This is a genomic window from Delftia sp. ASV31 (assembly GCF_016428765.1).
Classification (GTDB): domain Bacteria; phylum Pseudomonadota; class Gammaproteobacteria; order Burkholderiales; family Burkholderiaceae_C; genus Comamonas; species Comamonas acidovorans.
Genome location: NZ_JAELTK010000033.1, coordinates 40,123 through 63,078, shown reverse-complemented (window position 1 = coordinate 63,078; position 22,956 = coordinate 40,123). Strand labels below are relative to the sequence as shown.

The following is a 22,956-nucleotide window of genomic DNA, read 5'->3' as shown; positions in this document are numbered from 1 at the left end:
CCCCCCCCCCCCCCCCCCCCCCCCCCCCCCCCCCCCCCCCCCCCCCCCCCCCCCCCCCCCCCCCCCCCCCCCCCCCCCCCCCCCCCCCCCCCCCCCCCCCCCCCCCCCCCCCCCCCTATTTAATGATCCGGCGACCACCGAGATCTACACTGTTCGCATTTCGTCGGCAGCGTCAGATGTGTATAAGAGACAGCTTTAACAGTTGATCCATTATTAATGGCGTTTCTCAGCGTTTGAATTGAGCCCGAAGTTGCTGCGCCGGAAGGATCATTTGTGTAGACCAGTGTCCAAGCTGGGAAGCGCCCGCACTGAGAGTCAAGATTGCGAGTGCAAGAGCTTTTTTGAGAATCATGATTGTTTCCATGTGTAAGGGAGGCTGCATTGTAGACATGCAACGTTGCTCTATCGGCCCTCCGGACAGATCTCCATGGCCCAGTTCAGCGCCGCATAGGTGTCTGCGTACGGCCCGTCGAATGAGCGAATGCCGCGCTCATCGTCCCAGAGTGCGCCGGTCCAGCGCCGTGCAGCGGGGAATGGCAAGCGGCCATAGTCCACGACGCATGCGTACCAGCCCGGTGCTGTGGGTTTGCAGCCCCAGGTTAGGCGGTCAGCCACGGCGGGCGGGCAGGATCTGGACCGTAGCCTGCGCGAACTGCGCACTGTTACTGAAGGCATGCGTGGCGACTTCGCCGGCCTTCCGGAGCGCATCGCTGGAGCTGCCCAGCCCGCCTTCACTCAGTACGCCTCAGTCTGCACAGCAGTACTCCAGGAGCTGGCAGACCTAGGCGGAAGGATGGTAGAGCGCGGTGCAGACATCGCGCGAGCGGCCGATGGCCATGCCGCTGACGCAGCGCTGATGCGTGGCCTGTAAATCCGTCGAAATAAAAAAAACCACCCTCGGGTGGCTTGTGCTTCAGCGCTGGCGGCGGCGCATTCTCGAGATACCAACCATGGCAAGGATCGAGGACATGAAGATCAGGCCCCATTCGCTCAGCGTGGGGATACTGGCTGTCGAGGCGGGGGTTACTCCGCCAGGCGTAGCAGACGCTGTGCTAACCAAGCTAGCCAAGGTCAACCATCCACCGTCGGCGGCCCCTTGAGGAGGAGCGCCGAACCAATCCCAACCCATGAATATCACTTGGCCGGTGCCATTTGCAACAGTGAACATCACACTGTTGGTACCACCGTCCGGGCTGTATATGCTTTTCGCTCCAGCTGGGAGTGCCGCTGCTGCAACCTGTGTTGTTGCGCTATTGCTCGTTAGTGACGCGGGCCCACTTGCGAACGGAGTACCTGCGGCAGCCGCAGTTTTGGTAGAGGGGGCAGATGCGTAGCCGTTGGTAGTGATGCTGTATCCGAAAACTCCATTCAGGAAATTCACATCGTTTGGTGTTGTTCCTCCATGTACTTGCACGGTGCCACCAGCATTGACAAAGTTAGCGATGGCTGCGCGCGTAGGAGCATCAAGTGCTGCAGCCAAGTCACCATTCTGAAGTTCGGGGATCACTAAAATTGTTTTTCCCGACAGCCCAGTGTTGAAATCTGCCAGTGCTGACCCGGTGATGTCGCTTACCGTATGGCCTCCCGATACCAGCGTGGTGCGCAGGTTCAGTCCCTCTTGTGCCACGTCCACAAACGCTGGGTTATTGAAGAAGGCCACGTTTGCGGCTTGGACTGAGAAAGCTGAAAAAGCGATCAGTGCCGCAGCAATCTTGTATTTCATTGGTCAATCCTCCTAGATAAATTTGTTGAGGATCCTAACGTCTTGAAACATATTGAATCTGAGCAAATCTGAGCGGCGGACGAATGCTGGAGCGTCGAACTTTCCTGGGAAAGTCCGGCGTGAGCAGGCCGCGCGCCTTGCCTCGGGCACGAGCAACAGCGTTCCTTACACACTGAACGTCTTGGCGACGACGATGTCGAGAAGGCTTGGTGGATGGCCGCCTGTTGGCAAAGTCGGTGAAGACCGGGTTGGCGGCGGTCTGACGTGGGAGAATGCCTGAACGTGTTCCCCCGCTGGTGAGTGGCGCGAGAGAAGTCATGCTTGCGCTCGATATCTGGCAGTTCCTTGCCTGGTTCTCATTGAGAAACTGGTTGCTGAATGGGGTGGGGTACTCCCGGTGTCACAATCACCTTCGGCGGCTCCTGCACCAGGGGCGTATTTGAGCCGCATGCAGCATTGACACCCGCGATCGCGGCATTGGTCCTCATCCGTTTTTCGTCTTGGGAAATGGTGCGAATGCTGGAGACGAATTCCAGCTCCTTGCGCGCCTGCTTGCACTGAAGGGACGCGCCAAGCTGCTCCGGCGCAGGAGCAGTTGTCTGGCGGGCTTGCTGCTCGATGACACGCTGCTGGCTCTCGATCTGGCGCTGCTGCATTTCGTTCATCTGGCGCTGATACTTTTGTTCATTCGCCTGTGCTGCATCAGCCCGCTCACGGGAGATCTCATCGTCGGATTTTTTGCGCTGTATCAGAGCTCCAGTGTCATTGCTGCTGCAAGGACTGTCTGAGAAAGTCGACTTTCCAGAAGCATCCTTGCATTGAAAGACCTGGGCTGCGGCAGGCAATGCGAAAAGTGCTGTAAAGATTGCTGTGGTCAAGAGTCGCATATGCATATCGATGAATTGATGGGCCTGATCGGATCCGAATTACAGACGAAGAATAGTCCTTTGACCCGCATGCCTGACAACTTTCGTCTTGGCTCGAATGGCCCGATTCACTCGGCGTCCCGCAGGGCAGCGCGGCGGGCTGCTTCGGCGGTCTCCTGAGCTTCCTTCTCGGCTTGCCTGAAACGTTCTTGTACCGGAGTCGATGTGCCGTCATGGCCGCCCGCGGCGCGCTCACCGATGTGAATGTTGGAAAGCCTTGCTGTGCCGTACAGCAAGGCCACTGCAATGATCAGGATCACGATGAATTTCATTGTTGCATTGTGCCGCTGGTCATTTGGAGGGTACGGCCAGCATCTGCAACGCAATCTCACGCCTGTGCCGCTTGCCAGGTCCAGAGTAAACTCGCCCCCGCAGCCAGCACTCGCTGCACGATGGGAATGGAGCTTCCCGAAACCGCCCTGCGAAGGGCTGATGGCTCCTGCCTTGGTGGGATGGCTCCTGCCTTGGTGGGATGGGTCCTGCCGGTGGCGGGGCCATGTCTTGATCCTGCCCGGCACGCCCGTCCCGGTTATTCGATGAAAGGACGGTCATGGGGTTCTACGGTTTCATTCTGGTGTTCATTGGAGGGGGGCTGGGGTCTGCGCTCCGGCATGGCACGAACCTGCTTGCACTGCGGCTGGTGGGCAGTGCCTATCCACTGGGCACCTTGGCCATCAATGTGCTGGGCGCTTTCGTGATGGGTGTGGTGGTGGAGTGGTTTGCGCTCAAGACATCGCTGCCGCCGAGTGCGCGGCTGTTCATCACCACGGGCATTCTGGGTGGCTTCACCACGTTTTCGACGTACGCGCTGGAGGTCGGCATGCTGTATGAGCGTGGCGACTGGCTGGCCTCCGTGCTGTATGCGCTGGGCTCGCTGGTGCTGGGCGTGGCCGCGCTGTTTGCGGGGTTGGGGCTGGTGCGCATGGTGGCCCATTGAGACACCGTGATTGCGCTATGCTGTGCGCCATGGCCCGCCTGAACGCAACGCAGATTATTCGCACCATCCATTGGATGGTGGGTTAGCCAGCGGCCTTCAGCGCCATGCAACCCGCCCAGAGGAGGCGGGTTTTTTCATTCCGTCTCCGGGGTTTTCTCAAGCCTTTCAGGAGATGGATATGCAGGTTTCCGAACAGTCCCAGCCCCGTTGCGCAGAATATGCCGATGCCCCTGCCGCCAACGCGCGGCTTGCCACGCTGCACATGGTCTGCGGCAAGATCGGCTCGGGCAAGTCAACGCTGGCGCGGCAATTGGCGGCCGGGCCCGGAACGGTGTTAGTCAGCGAGGATTCCTGGCTGGCCGGCCTGTACCCCGGCGAGATGCAGTCGGTGGCCGATTACGTGCGTTGCAGCACGCGGCTCAAGGGGTTGATGGGCGCGCATGTACAGGCGCTGCTGGACGTTGGCGTGTCGGTGGTGCTGGATTTTCCGGCCAATACCCTGGAGGGGCGGGGCTGGGCGCGCAGCGTGTTCGAGAAAGTGGGCGCCTCGCACCGCCTGCATTTTCTGGATGTGCCTGACGAGGTCTGCAAGCGGCGCTTGCGTGTGCGCAATGCGGCAGGCGAGCATCCGTTTCAGGCCAGCGATGAGCAATTCGACCTGATCACGAGCTACTTTGTCGCGCCCTCCGACGAGGAGGGCTTCGACGTGGTGCATCACCCGTATGCGCCGCTCTGAAGTGCCGGCCTGGACGAGAGACTTCGCCACGGCCTCATCCCATCATCTCAGCTTGATCGCGCTTGCACCTCCACCCAATAGCGGGTGCGGGTGCGCAGTTGCAGAGGAAAGCGGCTGACGAGCGCGGCCAGTGCGCGATCCGTGTCATCCACGGGAAAGGCGCCCGAGACAAGCATCCCGGCGACCTCGGTCGAGCAGCCCAGGTAGCCGGGCCGGTAGCGGGCAAGGGCGTCAATCAGCTGGCCCAACGGCATGTCCAGCGCGACCAGGCCGCCTTCATGCCAACTGGCTGCAAAGGGGGCTGCGGACGTGGGCGGCTGGGTGGCGCTGGACGAGAAGGCTGCCTGCTGTCCGGCCTGCAATTGCGCGGAGGGCGCATCGCTATCCAGAGGCTGCAGGCGCACGGCCTTTTCCTGCACGGTGACATGGCACAGGCCATCGTCCGCGAGATGGACCGTGAAGCGCGTGCCCAGGGCCAGTACGTGGCCTTGCAGGGTCTGCACGCTGAAGGGGCGGCCCAGCGCGTCGGGCTCAGTGGCGACGAGGATGCGGCCACGGTGCAGGCGCAGCAGGCGCTGGCGGTCGTCAAAAACAGTGTCCAAGGCGGTGGCCGTATCCAGGGCCACCAGGGAGCCGTCGGGCAGCTTTAGATCCCGGCGCTCGCCCGTGGCTGTGCGCTGCCCTGCCTGCCAGCTTTCTAGTGGTGCGCCTTTCCAGGCCATCCAGGCCGTGGCGCCGCTGCCCAGGCCCAGAGCCAAGCCGCGCACCACGGAGCGGCGGGTGGGTGAGGCGCGACGGCCCGGCGCCTGGCGCGCCAGGGGTGCGGGCAGATGCGACAGTTGCGCGGTGACGGATTGCACGCGCAGCCAGGCGCGCTGGTGGGCGGGATCGGCGTCATGCCATTTCTGCCAGTCCTGTTGCAGGCCCGCTGTGGCAGAGGCGCCGCGCAGTTTCACGTGCCAGGCGGCGGCCTCATGCAAGGCGCGGCGGTCGTTGCCTTCCAGATGTCTCTCGCCCATGTGGCTATGCCAGGACCAGGCAGCAATGCTCCATCGCCCGGGTCAGGTAGTTGCTGACGGTGCGCAGCGATACACCCAGGCGCTGGGCGATCTCTGGGTAGCTCAGTTCCTCGAACTGGGCCAGCACGAAGGCTTCGCGAACCTTGGGGGGAAGACCCTGGAGCATGCGGTCCACATCCAGCAGGGTCTGCTGGACGATGGCCTGCTCTTCGGGCGAAGGCGCCAGCGATTGTGGCAACTGGGCCAGATAGTCCAGATAGGACTGCTCCAGCGTGCGGCGGCGAAACAGGTCGGCGACCAGGCCCCGGGCGATGGTGGCCAGGTAGCGCCTGGGTTCGCGGATGTCCTGCTGCGGCAGGGGCGAGCGCAGCAGGCGCACAAAGGTGTCCTGGGCCAGGTCGGCGGCATCGTCACGGTTGCCCAGGCGTTTGCGCAGCAGGCTTTCCAGCCAGGGATGGTGGTTCTGGTAGAGGCTGTGCACGGAGAAGGCTGGGGCGGAGGAGGCGGCGCAGTGGCAATCGCTGCTGCAAAAGATAATAAGAATGCTTATCAATTATCTTTCAGGCCGGCACCCCTCCCGCAAAGAGGGCGTCCACTGTTGCATGTGCGCTACAGGGCAATGGTGGCCGCCAGCCTGCATCAGCTTTGCGCAGGCCGATTCCTCGTGCGGCACGCGGTCCGCGCCACCCAGGTTTGTGTCGTGCAAGGTGTGTCGCACACCTTGCATCGGGGCCTCAGTTGGCTGCTGGTCCGCCATGCGCTTCCATGCGCTCCAGCGCAGCGCAGACATCGGCCATGCGCCCGGAGATGAACAGGCATTCCGGCTGCTCCTGCGGCGACCGCTGGATGATGCGCAGGCCTGAAGGCTGCTCAGGTGCGGATTGCAGGGCGGGCTGCGTCGGCAGCAAGGGCAGGATCAGCTGGGCATCTCCATGGTCTGCAGCGCGTGCTGCCTTGCCGCGGCGCTGCTGGCTGCGCCGGCGTGCCTTGCTGAAAGAGATCACGTTGGCGGGCTCGGGTGCTGCGGCAGGTAATGGCTGGCACTCAGGGGCTTGTGCAAGAGGCATGGCCGACTCCATGGCGGTCGCAGTCAGGCGGATGCCATGTGCCAGGCGCAGGAAGGAAAAAGAAGACAGTGTTGGCAGAGCGAATCCCATGTGACGACTCCTGTTGGCGTGTTTCAAAGAGGCATGGACACAGGCAGGATTGCGGTTTGCGGGCAAAGCTCCGCCCAGGGCGAAGCTCCAAGGCTTCGCGCCTACCACCTGGGCGGTGCGTGAAATGGGATGAGGCGGCCTGAGAAGGGCCGCCAGTCCGGCTTACATGGACATGCTGTTGCGGATCAGCCCCACGGCCAGGCCTTCAATGGCAAAGGCCTCTTCGGGGGCGACGCGGATCACCGGGTAATCGGGGTTCTCCGGCAGAAGTTCCACGCCCTGCGTGGTGCGGCGCAGGCGCTTGACGGTGACTTCGTCACCCAGGCGCGCCACGACGATCTGGCCGTTGCGGGCTTCGTGTGCGGACTGCACGGCCAGCAGGTCGCCGTCCATGATGCCCGCGTCGCGCATGGACATGCCGCGCACGCGCAGCAGATAGTCGGGGCGCGTCTGGAACAGGCTGGGCTCGACGGAATAGGTTTGGTCGATGTGTTCCTGCGCGAGAATGGGCGAGCCCGCCGCAACGCGGCCCACCAGGGGCAGCATCAGCGGTGCCAGGGCCGACAGCGGCAGTCCGAAGCTGGTGCCGCGCGCGGCATTGATGTTGCGCACGGTGTCGGTACGCAGGCGAATGCCGCGCGAGGTGCCGCTGACCAGTTCGATCACACCTTTGCGGGCCAGGGCCTGCAGGTGTTCCTCGGCAGCGTTGGCGGACTTGAAGCCCAGCGTGTTGGCGATTTCCGCGCGGGTGGGGGGCGCGCCCGTGCGGGAGATGGCGGCCTGGATCAGGTCCAGGATCTGTTGCTGGCGGGCGGTGAGCTTGGGATGGTCGAGCATGGCGTGCGTCCGGTCCTTGAGGGCAGATGGCAGGCTGGGAGGCCATCTGATGATTTATACAGTATCTGTATTTTTAACCAGTTTTCCAAGAGGTGCAAGTGGGGCAGTCAAAGTTGGTGATTCTGGGCACGGGCGGGACCATCGCCGGCCGGGCGGATTCGCAGTCGCAGGGCGTGGGGTACAAGGCCGGGCAGATCACGGTGCAGTCGCTGCTGGAGGCCGTGCCGGACCTGGAGCAGCAGGCGCTGGGGCCCGTGCAGACGCAGCAGATCGCGCAGGTGGACAGCAAGGATATGGACTGGCCCGTGTGTCGCGCGTTGCTGCGCGCCTGCACGCAGGCACTGGAGGATGCGGATACACGCGCCGTGGTGATCACGCATGGAACGGACACGCTGGAAGAGACGGCCTGGCTGCTGCACAGCCTGCTGCCGGCCACCAAACCCATTGTGTTGACCTGCGCCATGCGCCCGGCCACGGCCCTGTTGGCAGACGGACCGCAGAATCTGCGCGATGCCGTGACCGTGGCTGCCAGCGGCGGGCGCAGCGGCGTATGGGTGGTGGCAGGCGGCGAGGTGCATGCGGCAGCCCAGGTGCAGAAGGTCCATCCCTACCGGCTGCAGGCAATGCGCTCCGTGGAAGGCGGGCCGCAGGCGTTGGTGGAGGAAGGGCGTGTGCGCTGGCTGGTGCCCGCCGCGCCGTCCGCGCGGGCCATGGTGCCTGCGGCCATGTCATCTGATCTGCTGGCGCTGGATGAGCTGCCCTGGGTCGAGGTGGTGTTCAGCGGCGCCTTGGCGCGTGCCAGCGGCGTGGATGCGCTGGTGGCGGCAGGCGTGCGTGGCATCGTCGTGGCTGGCACGGGCAATGCGACGGTTCACGAAGGCATGGAAGCGGCCTTGCAGCGTGCCCGCGACAAGGGCGTCTGGATCTGGCGGGGCACGCGCTGTGCAGAAGGCCTGCCCGTGGCCTCCGGCCTTGGGACCAACCCGGCAGAGGCCGATCTGGCGCATCTGCCCGTGGCAAAGGCCCGAATTGCGATGATGCTGGCGCTGGCAGTGCAGCCGCGCGATTGAGCCGGGCGGCGACGCCGGCATTTCTTCAGTTGCTGGCGGTCAACAAAAAAGCACCCGGCGGGTGCTTTTTTCGTTGCGGCACATGGCCTGCATCACTCAGCCAGTGCAGCCAGTGCGCGTTGGGTGATGTCCTCGACCGAGCCCAGGCCGCTGATGGCGCGGTACTTGGGTGCCGCTGCGGCTTCCTTTTCGGCCCATGCGCGGTAGTAGTCCACCAGGGGGCGGGTCTGGCTGCTGTAGACGTCCAGGCGCTTCTTGACGGTTTCTTCCTTGTCGTCTTCGCGCTGCACCAGCGGCTCGCCGGTCACGTCGTCCAGGCCTTCGACCTTGGGCGGGTTGAACTTGACGTGGTAGGTGCGGCCCGAGGCGGGGTGGGAGCGGCGGCCGCTCATGCGCTCGATGATGGCGTCGAAGGGCACATCGATCTCCAGCACGTAGTCCAGCTTCACGCCAGCGGCCTTCATGGCGTCTGCCTGGGGAATGGTGCGGGGAAATCCATCAAACAGGAAGCCGTTGGCGCAATCGGCCTGGGCGATGCGTTCCTTGACCAGATTGATGATCAGGTCGTCGCTGACCAGTTGACCGGCGTCCATCACGGCCTTGGCCTGCTGGCCCAGGGGCGTTCCGGCCTTGACGGCGGCACGCAGCATGTCACCGGTGGAAATCTGGGGGATGCCGTACTTCTGGCAGATGAAAGCGGCTTGCGTGCCTTTGCCGGCGCCGGGTGCGCCCAACAAAATCAGTTTCATGGAAGTCCTTGAGGAGAGTAGAAATTCTTGTCTGCCGGATCGGCCCACCGGGGCGGACAGTCCATGCGTCATATTTTTGTCGCGGGCAAGGATAGCACGCACAGGGCTAACACTGGCTTACACGCAGAGGGCAAAACTGTCGCCTGTGCAATCTCCAAAAACTGCGTTTTGCTGTCCGACAAAACCGCATGTGCAGTTGTGTTGTGAATGGCGATGCCGGGCATCGCCATTGGCGCATCTGTATTGGCGTATGCGGGATCGGATTCAGGCGGACAACCGGGCGCGCACCCGCTCCAGGTCTTCGGGGGTGTCCACGCCGGGGCCTGGTGCATGGGGCGTCAGGTGGACGGCGATGCGGTGGCCGTGCCACAGCGCGCGCAACTGTTCCAGCGCCTCCAGCACCTCGGTGGGGGCGGGAGATAGCTGCGGGAAGCTGCGCAGGAAACCGGCACGGTAGCTGTAGATGCCGATGTGGCGCAGTGGCGCGAAGCCGGGGTGGCCCGGCGCTGCCGATGCAGCTGCAGAGGCCGCCTCCCACCATGCCTGGCCTGCATGTTCCCGCGCAAAGGGGATGGGGGCGCGGCTGAAATAGTGGGCCATGCCCTGGGCATCGCAGACGACCTTGACCACGTTCGGATTGGTGAAGTCGGCCAGGCTGTCGATGGCATGTGCCGCCGTGCCCATGCTGGCCGAGGGCCGCTGCGGCAGCAGGGCGGCCACGGCATCGATGAGGTCGGGAGCGATCAACGGTTCGTCGCCCTGGACGTTGACGACGATGTCGTCGCCATCCAGGCCCAGCAGTTCGCAGGCCTCGGCCAGGCGGTCGCTGCCGCTGGCGTGGTCGCTGCGGGTGAGCACGGCTGCAACGCCGTGCGCGGCGCAGGCGGCGACGATGCTTTCGTCATCGGCTGCGACCACGCAGCGTGTGGCGCCGCTGAGGCCGGCGCGCTGTGCCACGCGCACGACCATGGGAAGGCCTGCAATGTCTGCAAGGGGCTTGCCTGGCAGGCGGCTGGAGGCAAGGCGGGCAGGAATCAGAACCGTGAAGGGCGCGGTGGGCATGGTGCGTTGCGGAGAAGGTCGAAATTGCGGGCGCGGGCGTCGTCGGAAATCGGGCCTTGCGGCGCGATCAGTCCTCGAGCTCGTCGTCGTCCAGCGTGCGGGCTTCGGCCTCCAGCAGCGCCGGGATGCCGTCGCGCACGGGGTAGGCCAGGCGCGCGCTGCGCGAGACCAGTTCCTGGTGCTCGCGGTCAAAGCGCAGCGGGCCCTTGGTGACGGGGCAGACCAGCAGTTCGAGAAGTTTGGCGTCCATGGCGGATCCTGTGTTTTCGAGGGGGAGGGCGGACCGTGGCGGCCAGCCAAGACAGTGATGATAGTCAGGCGCGTGGCCTGCGCAGCGCCTGCAGCCGCTGATCCAGCAGCGCCCAGAAATCTGGCGGCAGCTGCAATTGCAGCGCAACGGACCAGGCCTGGGGGTGGGTGCGCCACAGCTTGACCGCATCCTTTTCGGTGCAGACCAGCGGGTCTTCATGGCGACCCAGGCGCTGGAAGCTCTCAAAATTATAGTGATCCGGCAGCGCCTGGGCATGCTCCAGCGCCAGGCCCTGTTCAATGGCCAGCATGGAGAAAAAGGCCTCGGGCCGGGCCACGGCGGCCACGGCCTCCACGGGCCGTCCGCGCAGGGCCGCCAGGGGAATGCGCTCACCGTGCGCATTGACGCCTTCAGCGGCCAGTTGGCGCTGCATGGCAAAGGCGGGCGCATCCGTTGGCGGGCAGGCTCCCGCGTGCAGCACGGCGGTGACGGGGCGCGGCCAGGGTTCGCGCAGCGGGCCGGCCGGCAGAAGCCAGCCATTGCCGATGCCGTCGTCGTTGAAGACGCACAGCTCGATGTCGCGGGCCAGGGCCAGGTGCTGCATGCCGTCGTCGCTGATGACCACATCCACCTGCGGATGGCGGGCGCGCAGGGCCTGGACGGCCTCGATGCGCTTGCGGGCCACGAAGACCGGCACGCCGCTGGCGCGAGCCAGCAGCGCGGGTTCATCGCCCACGTCGGCGGGGGCGCTGTCGGGATGGGCTTCGCGGCAGTCGTCCGTGCTGCGGCCATAGCCGCGCGAGACGATGCCGGGGCTCCAGCCGCTGTCCCGCAGATGGCGGGCCAGGGCGAGTGTGACGGGGGTCTTTCCAGCGCCGCCCGCAATCACGTTGCCGACGACGATGACCGGAATGCCGGCCTGGCCTGCACGCCTGAAACCCAGTGCATAGGGCAACCGACGCAGGCACAGCAGGGCACGGTACAGCAGGGACAGGGGAAAGAGGGCGCAGGCCAGCGGGCCGCGGTGGCGCCAGGCCGCGCGAAGCTCCCGGGCTGCGGGGGCGGGGCCATTCCCGGGCATGGAGGCCTTGCCCTCAGCGCCCGGCGCTGGCCGAGGTCTGCGTGGCAAAGGTGATCTGGGACAGTCCGGCGCGGCGCGAGGCTTCCATCACCGACACCACGGACTGGTGCGGCGCGGTGGCGTCGGCGCTGATGATGACCACGCTGTCCTTGCCGGCAACGGCTGCTGCGGCCAGTGCCTGGGTCAGGCCGGTGACGCTGCGGTCTTCCACGGCGGTCTTGTTGATGGCGTAGCGGCCGTCGGCGGCGATGGCGACGATGATTTCGCGGGGCCGGTCGCGCTGCTGCTCGACATCGGCCACGGGAAGGGTCAGCTGCAGCTCGGTGAACTTGCTGTAGGTGGTGGACAGCATCAGAAAGATCAGCACCACCAGCAGCACATCGATGAACGGGATCAGGTTGATCTCGGGCTCGTCACGGCGGCGGGGACGGAAGTTCATGGCAGGTCTCTCGCGTGCGGGTTCTGCGGGTTCACTTGCCGCCGACGCGCACCAGGTGGCGCACGAATTGCTCGGAGGCCAGCTCCATGCCCAGCAGGTAGCCATCGACGCGGGCGCGGAAGTAGCGCCAGAAGATCAGCGCCGGAATGGCGACGATCAGGCCGAAGGCCGTGTTGTACAGGGCGATGGAGATGCCGGCCGCCAGCTGCGCCGGGTTGCCGCCGCCGGTGGCCGATGCGCCGCCTTGCGAGCCGAAGATCTCGATCATGCCGATCACCGTGCCCAGCAGGCCCAGCAAAGGCGCGGCAGAGGCGATGGTGGCCAGCGCGCTCAGGTGCTTTTCCAGCGTGTGGGCAGCAGCGCGGCCGGCACCTTCCATGGAGGCGCGAAGCTCTTCTTCGCTGCTGTCCGGATGGGCCTGCAGGGCGCGCAGTCCGCTGGCCAGGACTTCGCCCAGCGTGGAGTTCTGGGACAGCTGCTGCACGACTTCCTGGCTGGGCAGGCCGCGCGAGGACACGGAAATCGCCTCGCCCAGCAGGGCGGGCGGCGCCACGCGGGCCGTTTTCAGCGCCACGAAACGTTCAAAGACCAGGGCCAGAGCCAGGATGGAGCAGGCAATCAGTGGCCAGATCGGCCAGCCTGCGGCTTGTATGATCGACAGCAAGTTGTTTTCCCCCCGCGTTTAACTGCAGCCGACGATTATGGCCCAGCCATATGGCCGGTCCAGGCGTCTCGTGTCCGCGATCGCCTGAAAACTGTGACCCGGCGCAGCATCCAGGCAACGGGCGGCTCCCCATATTCGGGATTTTGGATGGTCGCTATAGCACAGATTTCTGTGGATAACTTTGTTATCAAGCGGGTTGCGCAAACGCCGCTGCGGCGGCGAATGGACACTGTGACAAATGTGAATTCTTTGTTGCAGCAAAAAAATCTTTATGAATCAATTGCTTGCGAGGTGTTTTTGAGAGTGCTTCTGCAAATTGCCGCCAAAGTGCCTGCTCGGGTCTGCATCCGCCTGCCTGTGGAGAATGTTGCACTGCATGCAGACCGGGAGGCCGCATGAGTGGTGCATTCGGCGCAATGAACCCAGCAGCGGCGCCGCTGGTCTGGGAAGTCGGCGCGCTGTGCCGCGCCGTGAGCGACGCCTTGCAGGCGCGCTTCAATCCGGTGGCGGTTCGCGGGGAGATCAGCGGCTTTTCGCGCGCGGCCAGCGGGCATTGCTACTTCAGCATCAAGGACGCGGGCGGGCAGATCCGCTGCGCCATGTTCCGGCGTGCGGCCCAGCTCATGGATTTTTCGCCGCGCGACGGCGAACTGGTCGAGCTGCGGGGCCGGCTGGGCGTCTACGAGCAGCGTGGCGACCTGCAACTGGTCGTCGAGAGCATGCAGCGCGCGGGCCAGGGTGCCCTGTTCGAGCAGTTCCTGCGGCTGAAGGCGCAGCTGGAGGCCGAAGGCCTTTTCGACGCAGCCCGAAAGCGCAGCCTGCCGCCGCTGCCGCGCGGCATTGGCGTGGTGACTTCGCCCGGGGCTGCTGCGCTGCACGATGTGATCACGGCGCTGCGCCGCCGCGTGCCCCATATCCCCGTGGTGCTGGTGCCTGCCCTGGTGCAGGGCGCGCAGGCGCCGGCCTCCCTGATCGACGCGCTGCAAAGGCTTTATGGCCTGGCGCGGGAAGGCGCGGGCTCGGTTGATGGCTCGGTGGCCGGCGTGCCGCCCATCGACACCATCTTGCTGGTGCGCGGGGGCGGCTCCATCGAAGACCTTTGGGCCTTCAATGACGAGCGCCTGGCCCGCACCATCGTGCAAAGCCCGGTGCCCCTGATCTGCGGCGTGGGGCACGAGACCGACTTCACCATCGCTGACTTCTGCGCCGACCTGCGCGCGCCCACGCCCACGGCGGCGGCCGAACTGGTGAGCCAGCCGCGCGAGGTCTGGATGGGGGCGCTGCAGCTCATGCAGGGCCGCCTGGAGGATTCCGTGCAGCGGCTGCTTGACCGCCAGCAGCAGCGCCTGGACCTGGCAGCGCAGCGCCTGGGCCGGCCCAGCGAGCAACTGGCCCGCAGCCGGCTGCAGCTCAGCCGCCAGGCCCAGCGATTGCGCCATGCCATGCAGTTGCGGTTGCAGCGCATGGACCATGCGGGGCAGGGCCTGCAGGCGCAGTTGCCTGCCGGCATGCGTCGCGGCCTGGACCGGCGCGCGGATCACCTGGCGCGCATGGAGCTTCGCCTGCAGCTGCTGGACCCGCGCCTGGTGCTGCAGCGCGGCTATGCCCTGCTGACCGATGCCGAGGGGCATCCCGTGACCGAGGCGCGCAGCGCGCCACCGGGCACGGCCTTGCAGGCACAGCTGGCCGACGGCAGCCTGGACCTGGTGGTGACGCAGCCGCGCCTGCTCTGAACTGCGGCGCCCTGGGTGCAGCGTTCGGCGTGCAAGGAGTGGCGGGCGGCAGGCAGTATCCGTGTAGGCCGATTGGCCGGATCAAGGTCAATTCACATCCACCCTCGCAGCAGCGGGCCAAGATGGGCCATTTGGCGCGCGCTTTCGCCGCAGGGTCACGAAGTTGTTCCTACAATGCCCGTTCGGGTGCGTGAGGGCCAGGGCTCGCAGCAATGCGCGCAGTGCAGGCCCCGCGCGACGGTCACGGCAGGCGCTGCAGGCGCTCTGCGCAACAGGTGCTGGCCCGTCCTAAAAGATTTCAACCACGAAGGAAACACCATGGAACATACCTTGCCCCCTCTGCCCTATGCGATTGACGCGCTGGCACCCCACTACAGCCAGGAAACGCTGGAGTACCACCATGGCAAGCACCACAACGCCTATGTGGTGAACCTGAACAACCTGCAAAAGGGCACCGAATTCGAAAACATGACCCTGGAAGAGATCGTCAAGAAGTCTTCCGGCGGCATCTACAACAACGCAGCCCAGATCTGGAACCACACCTTCTTCTGGAACTGCATGGCCCCCAACGGTGGCGGCGAGCCCACCGACGCACTGGCTGACGCCATCAACAAGAAGTGGGGCAGCTACGCCGCCTTCAAGGAAGCCTTCGTGAAGTCGGCCGTGGGCAACTTCGGCTCTGGCTGGACCTGGCTGGTCAAGAAGGCCGACGGTTCGGTGGACATCGTCAACACCGGCGCGGCCGGCACGCCCCTGACCACGGAAGACAAGGCCCTGCTGACCGTGGACGTCTGGGAACACGCCTACTACATCGACTACCGCAACCTGCGTCCCAAGTTCGTCGAGACCTTCCTCGGCCAACTGGTGAACTGGAAGTTTGCCGAGCAGAACTTCGCCTGATCGAAGCGCAGGTACGACGTGTGCACGCCATGTGCTCACCATGTGCACGCAAAGCAAAAAGCCCCGGACGGGGCTTTTTGCTTTTGAGAGGAAGGCGACGGCTCAGCGGCGCTGAGCGCGCAGCCGCCAGCCCGTCCACAGTGCCGTGCAGACCAGCAGCAGCGTGGCGCTGGCGATCACGGCGCTGAAACCCTGGTCGAAGGCCGTGCGTGCCAGCTCGGTCAACTGGTGCGCGGCCTGGGGCATCAGCTGATCGGCAGCGAGCAGGGCTTCGTCCAGGCTGTCGCGCACGGAATCGGGCAGGGCCAGGCTCTCCGGCAGGTGCAGTGAGCCTGCATAGACGGCCGACAGCAGGCTGCCCATCAGCGTCACGCCCAGGGCGCCGCCCAGCTCGTAGGACACCTCCTCGACCGAGGCCGCCATGCCGGCGCGGTCCGCGGGAGCGCTTTGCATGATGGTGCTCGACGCCGTGGTCATGGCCGCGCCTATGCCCAGGCCCAGCACGGCCAGCGCCGCCGCCTGCGGCCACCAGCCCATGTCGTGGACCAGCAGATAGCCGCCCATGCCCAGGCCCGACAGCAGCAGCGCTGCCGGCAGCATGCGCGCGCCGCCCAGGCGTGGCAGCCAGTGGCCTGCCACGGGGCCGGCCACAAAGGCGGCCAGCGGCAGCGGCAGCACGGCCAGGCCGGCCTGCAGTGGCGACAGTCCCTGCACCAGTTGCAGGCGCTGGCTGAACACGAGCTCCATGCCGATCAGCGCGGCCGCTGCCACCAGGGCCGAGGCCACGGCCGTGGCAAACGCCGGGTTGCGGAACAGCGCAAAGTCCAGCAGCGGGTCGCTGCTGCGGCGCTGGCGCCGCACGAACAGGGCAAGAAAGCCCAGGCCCAGCACCAGGGTCGCGGCGGCCAGGGCCCAGTCGGGCGACTGTTTGCCGGCTTCCTTGATGGCGTAGGTGCTGCCCACCAGGCCTGCCATGACCTGCAATGAGCCGATGAAGTCCCAGGGCCGCTGCGAGGTGGGCGTGCCTGCGGGAATCAGCCAGCCGGCCAGGGGCAGGGCGAGCAGCACGATGGGCACATTGATCAGGAACACCGAGCCCCACCAGAAGTATTCGAGCAGCAGCCCGCCCACCACCGGCCCGAAGGCCGCACCGCCCGAGGCCACCGAGGCCCAGATGCCGATGGCCAGCGCGCGCTCGCGCTCATCGGCAAAGCTCAGGCGGATCAGGGACAGCGTGGCCGGCATCATCATGGCCGCGCCCACGCCCAGCAGCGCACGTGCCGCAATCAGCAGGGCGGGCGAGGGCGCAAAGGCCGCGCACAGCGATGCCACGCCGAACACGCACAGCCCGGCCATGAACAGCCGCTTGTGGCCGAGCCTGTCGCCCAGCGTGCCCATGCCCAGCAGCAGGCCGGAGACCACCAGCGCGTAGATGTTGACGATCCACAGCTTGGCGGAGGCCGTGGCCGCCAGGTCATGCGTGAGGCGCGGCAGCGCCGTGTAGAGCACCGTCATGTCGATGACGATGAGCAGCAGCGCCACCGAGACGATGGCCAGCACCAGCCAGCGGCGCGGATCGGCCGCCTGGGGTTTGGGAAGATGCCCCGCAACGGGGTTCTGGGTTTGCGTTGTGAACGCCATAAAGCACCTGTTTGCCCCAGGCCTTGTGGGCCAGGGCTTCCTTCTTGATGAAAACCACAATTTCCATCAATGAAATGATTTACCAAAGTTTGATTCCATCCATAAAATTGATGAATGGAATGGACACTCGACAGGCTGAAGCATTTTGTGGCGGTGGCCGAGGCCGGCACCATGACCGATGCCGCCCGTCGCCTGGGGCGTGCGCAGTCGGCCGTGAGCACGGCCATCGGCCTGCTGGAAGCCGACTTGGGGCTGGAGCTCTTCGACCGCGTGGGGCGCCGCGTGCAGCTGACGGCGGCAGGGGAGGTGATGCTCCTGGAGGCCCGGTCCCTGCTGCACCAAGCCCAGGCCATGGACCACCGCGCCCGCGCATTGGCCGCAGGCGGGCAGGCACGCCTGGCCGTTGCGCTGGACGAGGCATTGCCCTATGTGCCGTTGGCCCAGCTGTTCAAGGAGCTGGCGGCGCGCTTTCCGGCCATGGAGCTGACCGTGCTGAACGGCACGGCCTCCGAAGTGGCCGAGCATGTGGCGGCGCAGCGTGCCCAGGTCGCCTTCCAGTTCGACCGAGCGCCTGCGCCGGCCACCTGTGCCCAGCGCCATATCGGCAGCGTGCCGCAGACCATTTGCGTGGCCAAGGGCCATGTGCTCGATGGCACGGCGGCCCTCACGCGCAGGCAGCTGGCCGCGCACCGCCAGTTGCTGATGCACATCGAGGGCGTGGAGGACACCGTGCTCAGTCCCGCCGTCTGGCGCTCCAACAGCTTCTATGTGATTGCCGACATGGTGGCCGATGGCCTGGGCTGGGCCATCCTGCCGGTCAATATTGCCGAGTTCGGCGATCTGCGCCCGCACCTGCGGCAACGCGCCTGCGAGGGGCTGGCGCTGCCGCCGCTGACCGTGCGCATGCTCTGGCTGGAAGGGCTGGCGCCCGGGGCCGAAGCGCTGTGGATGCGCCAGCGCCTGGCCGAGCTGCTGGCCTTGATGGCCACGGCCTGAGCGGCCTGAGCAGTCTGGGCTGGCGCGGGCGTTGCGGCTGTGTTCAGGTGCAGGCGGCGGCTGCGTCTTCGGCAGGCGGGCTCTCTTTCGCTCGTGCCTGGCGTGCGGCCAGCACGCCCAGGGCCCACATGGCGACACCGGCCAGCAGCGCCACCACGAAGGAAATGCGCGCGCCCCACAGGTCGGTGGCCCAGCCTGCGGCGGCCGCGCCCAGGGCCACGCCCATGGCAATGCCGGTCAGCAGCCAGGTCATGCCTTCGGTCAGGCGCTGGTGCGGCACCTGCTGCTCCACCAGGCCCATGGCCACGGTGATGGTCGGCCCGAAGGTAATGCCGGCCAGCAACACGGCCAGGGTCAGCGTGAACACATTGGTGGCCAGCAGCAGGGGCACGGCGGTGATGCACACCGAGGCGCCCACCCAGGCAATCTGGCGGTGCAGCGGCGCCTGCAGGCGCAGCGTGCCGAACACCAGTCCCATCACGCAGGACCCCAGCGCATAGAACGAGAGCACGATGCTGGCCGCCGCCGGCTGGCCCTGCTGCGTGGCAAAGGCCACGCTGGCCACGTCGATGGTGCCCACGATGATGCCCTGGGCCAGCATGAACAGCGCCAGCGTGCGCACCACGGGATGGCGGGCCAGCGACTGCTGGCGCGTGCGCTGCTGCGATGTGTCCACGGGCGGCTCTGTGCGGCGCTGGGCCACGAACAGCGCCACGCCCACCAGCAGCAGCAAGGAGGCGGCCAGCGGCCCGGCCTCGGGGAACAGCACCATGCTCAGGCCCACCGACAGCGGCGGGCCGACGATGAAGCAGACATCGTCCAGCACGGCCTCCAGCGCATAGGCCGTCTGCAGCTGGGGCGTGCCGCGCAGCAGCACGGTCCAGCGCGCGCGCACCATGGCCGGCATGCTGGGCAGGGCGCCCACCAGCGCTGCCAGCACCAACAGCAGCCAATCCGGTCCCTGCCAATGCGCGCAGGCCAGCAGCGCAAACATGGCGGCAGCACTCACGGCCGCTGCCCAGGGCAGGACCTTGCGCTGGCCATGGCGGTCCACCAGGGCCGAGATGCGGGGCGCCAGCACCGCAATGGATAGCGCAAAGCAGGCTGCGACCGCGCCGGCCAGTGTGTAGGCGCCGCGCTGCTGGGACAGCATGGTGATCAGGCCGATGCCCGTCATCGACAGGGGCAGGCGGGCCAGGAGACCGGCCAGCACAAAGGCGGCCGTGCCGGGCCGGGTGAACAGCTGGCGGTAGGCGTGGAACATGGAAACCTCGGAAAACGGACAGGCCGCTGCAATCACATACGCGGCGTATGTCAGCGATTCTACGGGTTGCCCATGACGCGCCGTATCATTGGCATACGTTTTGTATGTGAATGGAGTGCGCCATGCGCAAAAGCCGGGCCAGCATGATCGAGGAGACACGCGCCAAGCTCATCGAGGCTGCGCGCGAGGCCTTTGGCTGCCAGGGCTATTCCCAGGCCTCCATGGACGAATTGACGGCCAATGTCGGGCTGACGCGTGGCGCGCTGTACCACCATTTCGGTGGCAAGCCGGGCCTGCTGGCCGCGGTGGTGGCGCAGATGGATGCCGAGATGGACGCACGCCTGGAGCAGGTGCTGGCCGACCATGCCGACCCCTGGGAGGGGTTCCTGGCCTACTGCCGCGCCTACCTGGCCATGGCGCAGGAGGGCGAGATACGCCGCATCGTGCTGCAGGATGCGCGCGCCGTGCTCACCGGCACGGACCAGGGCGAGCAGCACCGCGCCTGCATCGCCTTCGTGGCCGGCTACCTGGAGCAGCTCATGGAGCGCGGCGTGATCGTGCGTGCCAATCCTCTGGCCATGTCGCGGCTGCTCAATGGCTGCCTGGTGGAGTCGGCATTCTGGATTGCCGAGGAAGGGGCGCCCCCCGAACGCCTGCAGCAGGCACTGCAGGCGCTGGAGCTGACGCTCAAGGGGTGGAAGGCGCCTGCGAGGGGCTGAGCGGCTGAGCGGCGCTGCGCCAGCCCTCGCTCGAACTTCACTCGTACTTCTTTTCCAGCGCGTCCCAGAACGGCTTGTTGACCAGGCGCTGGCGCTCGGCAAAGGGGGCGACCACAGCGGGGTTCTCGTCCACCCTGCGCTCGTTGCGCAGCTGGCCCAGCGCCTTTTGCATGCCGGCCACGGCGCCTTGCAGCGCCGCATTGGCATACAGCACCAGGCCATAGCCCAGGTCTGCCAGCTCGCCCGCGTCGGTGATGGGCGTCTTGCCTCCGATCACCATGTTCATCAGCTGGGGCTTGGCCAGCCGTTGGGGCAGGGCGCGGATTTCTTCGGCCTGGGTCACGGCCTCGACAAAAAGGATGTCGGCGCCCGCCTCGGCAAAGCGCTGGGCGCGCTCGACGGCGGCCTCGAAGCCCTGGGTGGCGCAGGCATCGGTGCGCGCCATGATCAGCGTGCCCTGGTCACGGCGCGCGTCCACGGCGGCCTTGATCTTGCCCAGCATTTCCTCGGTGGAAATTACTTCCTTGCCATTGAAATGGCCGCAGCGCTTGGGGCTGATCTGGTCCTCGATCTGGATGCAGTCGGCGCCCGCGCGCTCCAGCGTGCGCACGGCGTGATAGGTGTTGAGCGCGTTGCCGAAGCCGGTGTCGGCATCGACGATCAGCGGCAGATCCACCGCGTCGCGGATGCGGGCCGTGTGGTCGGCGATGTCGGTCAGGCCCATGAAGGCCTGGTCGGGCAGGCCGAACCACATGTTGGTCACGCCGGCGCCGGTCACATAGATGGCCTCGAAGCCGAGATCGGCCACGACGCGCGCGGACAGCGCGTTGAATGCGCCGGGCACGAGCACGCCGCGGCGCGCTTCGGCCACGGCCTTGAGTTGTTGCTTGGTGTTCATGGATGGTTCTGTCGAATGAGAAAAAGCGATGCGCGGGCTGGCGCTCAGTCCAGCGTGATATTGGCGTTCTTGATCACCGGGCCCCACTTGGCGCGTTCGGCCTCGATGAACTTGCCGTAGGCCTGGGGCGTGCCGCCCATGACCATGCCGCCCGTGTTCTCGATCATGGCGCGCACCTCGGCGTCCTTGAGTGCCTCGTTCACGGCCTTGTTCAGGCGCTCGATCACGGCCGGCGGCGTGCTGGCCGGCGCGATCATGCCCAGCCAGTTGTACGACTCGAAGCCCTTGATGCCCGCCTCATCCAGCGTCGGCACGCTGGGCAGCACCTTCAGTCGCTGCTTGCTGGACACGGCCAGCGCCTTGACCTTGTCGCCCTGGATGGCGGGCAAGGCCGCATAGCCCATCTCGAACATGAAGGCCAGGTGCCCGCCCATCAGGTCGGTGGCTGCCAGCGCACCGCCCTTGTAGGGCACATGGACCATGTCCGTGCGCGTCTGGAAGGCCAGCAGCTCGCCCGACAGGTGGTGGGCACCGCCCACGCCCGACGATCCATAGGTCAGAGTGCCCGGCTTGGCCTTGGCTGCAGCCACCAGCTCGGCCACGGTCTTGAACGGCTGGTTGGGCGCCGTGGTCAGGATCAGCGGCGCCTCTTCGATCAGGATGATGGGCTGCAGGTCGCGTGCGGCGTTGTAGGGCAGCTTTTTCATCAGCATGGGATTGGTCACCAGCGGACCTGGCGAGCCGAAGCCGAAGGTATGGCCGTCCGTGGCCTTGGCGATGGCATCCGTGCCCGTCACGCCGCCTGCGCCGCCGCGGTTGTCGATCACGATGGGCTGGCCCAGGCTCTGGCCTATCTTGTCGGCGATCTTGCGGGCCCGCGTATCGGCAAAGCCGCCGGCCGCATAGGGCACGATGAGCTTGATGGGGCGCGAGGGCCAGGCATCTGCGCCCTGGGCCACGGCGGTGGCGGGGGCGGCGAGCAGGGCCGCAGCAGCGGCGGTGGCGCTCAGGGCCAGCCCCAAGCTCAGGCGGAGGGTATTGCGGCGGGTATTCATGGTGTCTTGTCTCGGTTGGGATCCGTGGTTGTGGCGGGAGCGGCTCACTTTTCCTGCATCTTCGCGGCCTTGACGATCTCGCCCAGGCGCTTGCGCTCGGCATCGGTGAATTTCACGAACTCGGCGCGCGTGCCGCCGATGGGCTCGATGCCCAGGCCCTTGAGCTTCTCCACGGTGGCCGGCTCCTTCATGGCTTGGTCCACGGCGGCGGCCAGCTTGTCCAGGATGGCGGGCGGTGTGCCCTTGGGCGCATGGATGCCGGCCCAGTGCGCGATCTGCAGCTCGGCAAAGCCCTGCTCCACGGCCGTGGACAGTTGCGGATAGGCGGAGATGCGCTGCGTCCAGGTCGTGGCCAGGGCCTTGAACTTGCCCTCATTGAGGATGTGGGGCAGGGCGATGATGCTGGCCTCCGACGTGCCCTCCACCTGGCCGCCCAGCACGGCCGTCGTGCTTTCCGATCCGCTCTTGTAGGGCACGGGCTGCAGCTGTGCGCCGTACTTCACGTTCAGCATCTCGGCCACGAAATGCGGCGTGCTGCCCGTGCCGGCCGTGGCGAAATTGAAGCCCTGGCCCTTCTTCGATGCCTCGACGAAATCGCGCAGGTTCTGGTAGGGCGCGTTCTTGGGAACCACGATCACCGAAGGCGCCAGTCCGATCATGGCCACGGGCACCAGCGCATCGTCCTTGAACGGCATGGTCTTCTTGATCATGCTGTTGGAGATCACGCCGGCCGCGCTCACCAGCAGGGTGTAGCCATCGGGCTGGGCCTTGGCCACGATGTCGGCGCCCACGGTGCCGCCTGCGCCGGGCCGGTTGTCGATGACCACGGGCTGGCCCAGGATTTTCGACGCACCTTCGGCGGCCGAGCGGGCCATCAGGTCGTTGGCGCCGCCTGCAGAGAACGGCACCACCAGGCGGATGGGGCGGGTGGGCCAGGCATCGGCGGCAGGCGCGGCAAACGACACGCCGGCCAGCGGCAGCACGGTGGCAAGCAGGGCGGCCAGGGCGGTGCGGCGGGGCAGGCGGGATGGCTGGTGCATGGGGAGTCTCCTGGAAATACTTGAAATGATTGAAACGCCGGCCTTGTTTGCAAGCTGCAT

The 22,956-nt window shown here is 66.2% G+C and carries 27 protein-coding genes and 1 riboswitch; of the genes, 9 read left to right on the top strand and 18 right to left on the bottom strand.

Annotated features, from left to right (window positions below; translation table 11 throughout):
* A partial coding sequence (locus JHD82_RS14035; protein WP_199137047.1) for a hypothetical protein occupies nucleotides 1-206 on the top strand: 206 nt, incomplete at its 5' end.
* Between the two features lie 707 nt (nucleotides 207-913).
* On the opposite strand, the gene JHD82_RS14030 is transcribed toward JHD82_RS14035, so the two are convergent.
* From JHD82_RS14030 to JHD82_RS14020, 3 genes are all read right to left on the bottom strand, one after another.
* Nucleotides 914-1,723, bottom strand: coding sequence for an IPTL-CTERM sorting domain-containing protein (locus JHD82_RS14030; protein WP_012205392.1), 810 nt, complete (start codon nucleotides 1,721-1,723; stop codon nucleotides 914-916).
* Nucleotides 1,724-2,079: 356 nt separating this feature from the next.
* Complete coding sequence (locus JHD82_RS14025) at nucleotides 2,080-2,610, bottom strand: DUF4124 domain-containing protein (RefSeq protein WP_199137045.1); 531 nt, start codon at nucleotides 2,608-2,610, stop codon at nucleotides 2,080-2,082.
* 107 nt (nucleotides 2,611-2,717) lie between these two features.
* Nucleotides 2,718-2,921 (bottom strand): hypothetical protein, encoded by a 204-nt coding sequence (locus JHD82_RS14020; RefSeq protein WP_199137043.1) that lies wholly within the window; start codon nucleotides 2,919-2,921, stop codon nucleotides 2,718-2,720.
* A gap of 113 nt (nucleotides 2,922-3,034) precedes the next feature.
* Nucleotides 3,035-3,098: riboswitch (Fluoride riboswitch) on the top strand.
* 101 nt (nucleotides 3,099-3,199) lie between these two features.
* On the opposite strand from JHD82_RS14020, the gene crcB reads away from it, so the two are divergent.
* Nucleotides 3,200-3,586, top strand: coding sequence for a fluoride efflux transporter CrcB (gene crcB, locus JHD82_RS14015; protein WP_199137041.1), 387 nt, complete (start codon nucleotides 3,200-3,202; stop codon nucleotides 3,584-3,586).
* A gap of 178 nt (nucleotides 3,587-3,764) precedes the next feature.
* Entirely contained in the window at nucleotides 3,765-4,322 is a 558-nt protein-coding gene (locus JHD82_RS14010; RefSeq protein ID WP_199137051.1) for an ATP-binding protein, read from the top strand.
* A gap of 47 nt (nucleotides 4,323-4,369) precedes the next feature.
* Here JHD82_RS14010 and JHD82_RS14005 read toward each other — a convergent pair whose 3' ends face one another.
* The 4 genes from JHD82_RS14005 to lexA all read right to left on the bottom strand — a co-directional run bounded on the left by JHD82_RS14005 (nucleotide 4,370) and on the right by lexA (nucleotide 7,335).
* The gene (locus JHD82_RS14005) at nucleotides 4,370-5,341 is read right to left on the bottom strand and encodes a FecR domain-containing protein (protein WP_199137039.1); all 972 of its coding nucleotides are present in this window, start codon (nucleotides 5,339-5,341) and stop codon (nucleotides 4,370-4,372) included.
* 4 nt (nucleotides 5,342-5,345) lie between these two features.
* Nucleotides 5,346-5,822, bottom strand: coding sequence for a sigma-70 family RNA polymerase sigma factor (locus JHD82_RS14000; RefSeq protein ID WP_043781909.1), 477 nt, complete (start codon nucleotides 5,820-5,822; stop codon nucleotides 5,346-5,348).
* 253 nt (nucleotides 5,823-6,075) lie between these two features.
* Nucleotides 6,076-6,498 (bottom strand): hypothetical protein, encoded by a 423-nt coding sequence (locus JHD82_RS13995; protein WP_199137037.1) that lies wholly within the window; start codon nucleotides 6,496-6,498, stop codon nucleotides 6,076-6,078.
* Nucleotides 6,499-6,660: 162 nt separating this feature from the next.
* Nucleotides 6,661-7,335, bottom strand: coding sequence for a transcriptional repressor LexA (lexA, locus tag JHD82_RS13990; protein WP_012205399.1), 675 nt, complete (start codon nucleotides 7,333-7,335; stop codon nucleotides 6,661-6,663).
* A 98-nt stretch (nucleotides 7,336-7,433) separates the two neighbouring features.
* Here lexA and JHD82_RS13985 point away from each other — a divergent pair, with 98 nt between their 5' ends.
* Entirely contained in the window at nucleotides 7,434-8,405 is a 972-nt protein-coding gene (locus JHD82_RS13985) for an asparaginase (protein WP_199137035.1), read from the top strand.
* Nucleotides 8,406-8,497: 92 nt separating this feature from the next.
* Here the strand turns inward: JHD82_RS13985 and adk are convergent, their stop codons facing one another.
* From adk to JHD82_RS13955, 6 genes are all read right to left on the bottom strand, one after another.
* Nucleotides 8,498-9,154: an adenylate kinase gene (adk, locus tag JHD82_RS13980; RefSeq protein ID WP_199137033.1), complete on the bottom strand. Its 657-nt coding sequence runs from the start codon at nucleotides 9,152-9,154 to the stop codon at nucleotides 8,498-8,500.
* Between the two features lie 264 nt (nucleotides 9,155-9,418).
* Nucleotides 9,419-10,216 (bottom strand): 3-deoxy-manno-octulosonate cytidylyltransferase, encoded by a 798-nt coding sequence (gene kdsB, locus JHD82_RS13975; RefSeq protein WP_099752434.1) that lies wholly within the window; start codon nucleotides 10,214-10,216, stop codon nucleotides 9,419-9,421.
* 67 nt (nucleotides 10,217-10,283) lie between these two features.
* On the bottom strand, nucleotides 10,284-10,466 hold the full coding sequence (locus tag JHD82_RS13970; protein ID WP_199137031.1) for a Trm112 family protein: 183 nt from the start codon (nucleotides 10,464-10,466) through the stop codon (nucleotides 10,284-10,286).
* A gap of 64 nt (nucleotides 10,467-10,530) precedes the next feature.
* The gene (gene lpxK / locus JHD82_RS13965; protein WP_199137029.1) at nucleotides 10,531-11,547 is read right to left on the bottom strand and encodes a tetraacyldisaccharide 4'-kinase; all 1,017 of its coding nucleotides are present in this window, start codon (nucleotides 11,545-11,547) and stop codon (nucleotides 10,531-10,533) included.
* A gap of 13 nt (nucleotides 11,548-11,560) precedes the next feature.
* Nucleotides 11,561-11,986, bottom strand: a complete 426-nt coding sequence (locus JHD82_RS13960; RefSeq protein ID WP_012205405.1) for a biopolymer transporter ExbD — start codon at nucleotides 11,984-11,986, stop codon at nucleotides 11,561-11,563.
* Between the two features lie 31 nt (nucleotides 11,987-12,017).
* Nucleotides 12,018-12,650, bottom strand: coding sequence for a MotA/TolQ/ExbB proton channel family protein (locus JHD82_RS13955; RefSeq protein ID WP_012205406.1), 633 nt, complete (start codon nucleotides 12,648-12,650; stop codon nucleotides 12,018-12,020).
* 147 nt (nucleotides 12,651-12,797) lie between these two features.
* Between JHD82_RS13955 and JHD82_RS13950 the strand changes: the two genes are divergently transcribed.
* The 3 genes from JHD82_RS13950 (at nucleotide 12,798) to JHD82_RS13940 (ending at nucleotide 15,283) form a co-directional block, all read left to right on the top strand.
* Nucleotides 12,798-13,049: a hypothetical protein gene (locus JHD82_RS13950; RefSeq protein ID WP_139093503.1), complete on the top strand. Its 252-nt coding sequence runs from the start codon at nucleotides 12,798-12,800 to the stop codon at nucleotides 13,047-13,049.
* Complete coding sequence (gene xseA, locus JHD82_RS13945) at nucleotides 13,046-14,383, top strand: exodeoxyribonuclease VII large subunit (protein WP_199137027.1); 1,338 nt, start codon at nucleotides 13,046-13,048, stop codon at nucleotides 14,381-14,383. Before JHD82_RS13950 ends, xseA begins: the two co-directional genes overlap by 4 nt.
* A 318-nt stretch (nucleotides 14,384-14,701) precedes the next feature.
* Complete coding sequence (locus JHD82_RS13940) at nucleotides 14,702-15,283, top strand: Fe-Mn family superoxide dismutase (protein WP_199137025.1); 582 nt, start codon at nucleotides 14,702-14,704, stop codon at nucleotides 15,281-15,283.
* Between the two features lie 102 nt (nucleotides 15,284-15,385).
* On the opposite strand, the gene JHD82_RS13935 is transcribed toward JHD82_RS13940, so the two are convergent.
* Nucleotides 15,386-16,924, bottom strand: a complete 1,539-nt coding sequence (locus JHD82_RS13935; RefSeq protein WP_233174732.1) for an MFS transporter — start codon at nucleotides 16,922-16,924, stop codon at nucleotides 15,386-15,388.
* 114 nt (nucleotides 16,925-17,038) lie between these two features.
* Between JHD82_RS13935 and JHD82_RS13930 the strand changes: the two genes are divergently transcribed.
* Nucleotides 17,039-17,920, top strand: coding sequence for a LysR family transcriptional regulator (locus tag JHD82_RS13930; RefSeq protein WP_199137023.1), 882 nt, complete (start codon nucleotides 17,039-17,041; stop codon nucleotides 17,918-17,920).
* 43 nt (nucleotides 17,921-17,963) lie between these two features.
* Here JHD82_RS13930 and JHD82_RS13925 read toward each other — a convergent pair whose 3' ends face one another.
* Nucleotides 17,964-19,184 carry an MFS transporter gene (locus JHD82_RS13925; RefSeq protein ID WP_034393134.1) on the bottom strand — a complete coding sequence of 407 codons (1,221 nt, stop codon included), beginning with the start codon at nucleotides 19,182-19,184 and terminating at the stop codon, nucleotides 17,964-17,966.
* A 122-nt stretch (nucleotides 19,185-19,306) separates the two neighbouring features.
* Between JHD82_RS13925 and JHD82_RS13920 the strand changes: the two genes are divergently transcribed.
* Nucleotides 19,307-19,903, top strand: a complete 597-nt coding sequence (locus tag JHD82_RS13920; protein ID WP_199137021.1) for a TetR/AcrR family transcriptional regulator — start codon at nucleotides 19,307-19,309, stop codon at nucleotides 19,901-19,903.
* A gap of 37 nt (nucleotides 19,904-19,940) precedes the next feature.
* On the opposite strand, the gene JHD82_RS13915 is transcribed toward JHD82_RS13920, so the two are convergent.
* The 3 genes from JHD82_RS13915 to JHD82_RS13905 are packed head-to-tail and all read right to left on the bottom strand — an operon-like array spanning nucleotide 19,941 to nucleotide 22,896.
* A complete protein-coding gene (locus tag JHD82_RS13915; protein WP_199137019.1) occupies nucleotides 19,941-20,801 on the bottom strand; it encodes an oxaloacetate decarboxylase in 861 nt (286 codons plus the stop codon).
* 44 nt (nucleotides 20,802-20,845) lie between these two features.
* Nucleotides 20,846-21,856 carry a tripartite tricarboxylate transporter substrate binding protein gene (locus JHD82_RS13910; protein WP_012205414.1) on the bottom strand — a complete coding sequence of 337 codons (1,011 nt, stop codon included), beginning with the start codon at nucleotides 21,854-21,856 and terminating at the stop codon, nucleotides 20,846-20,848.
* Between the two features lie 44 nt (nucleotides 21,857-21,900).
* Nucleotides 21,901-22,896 (bottom strand): tripartite tricarboxylate transporter substrate binding protein, encoded by a 996-nt coding sequence (locus JHD82_RS13905; protein ID WP_012205415.1) that lies wholly within the window; start codon nucleotides 22,894-22,896, stop codon nucleotides 21,901-21,903.
* Nucleotides 22,897-22,956 lie beyond the last annotated feature (60 nt).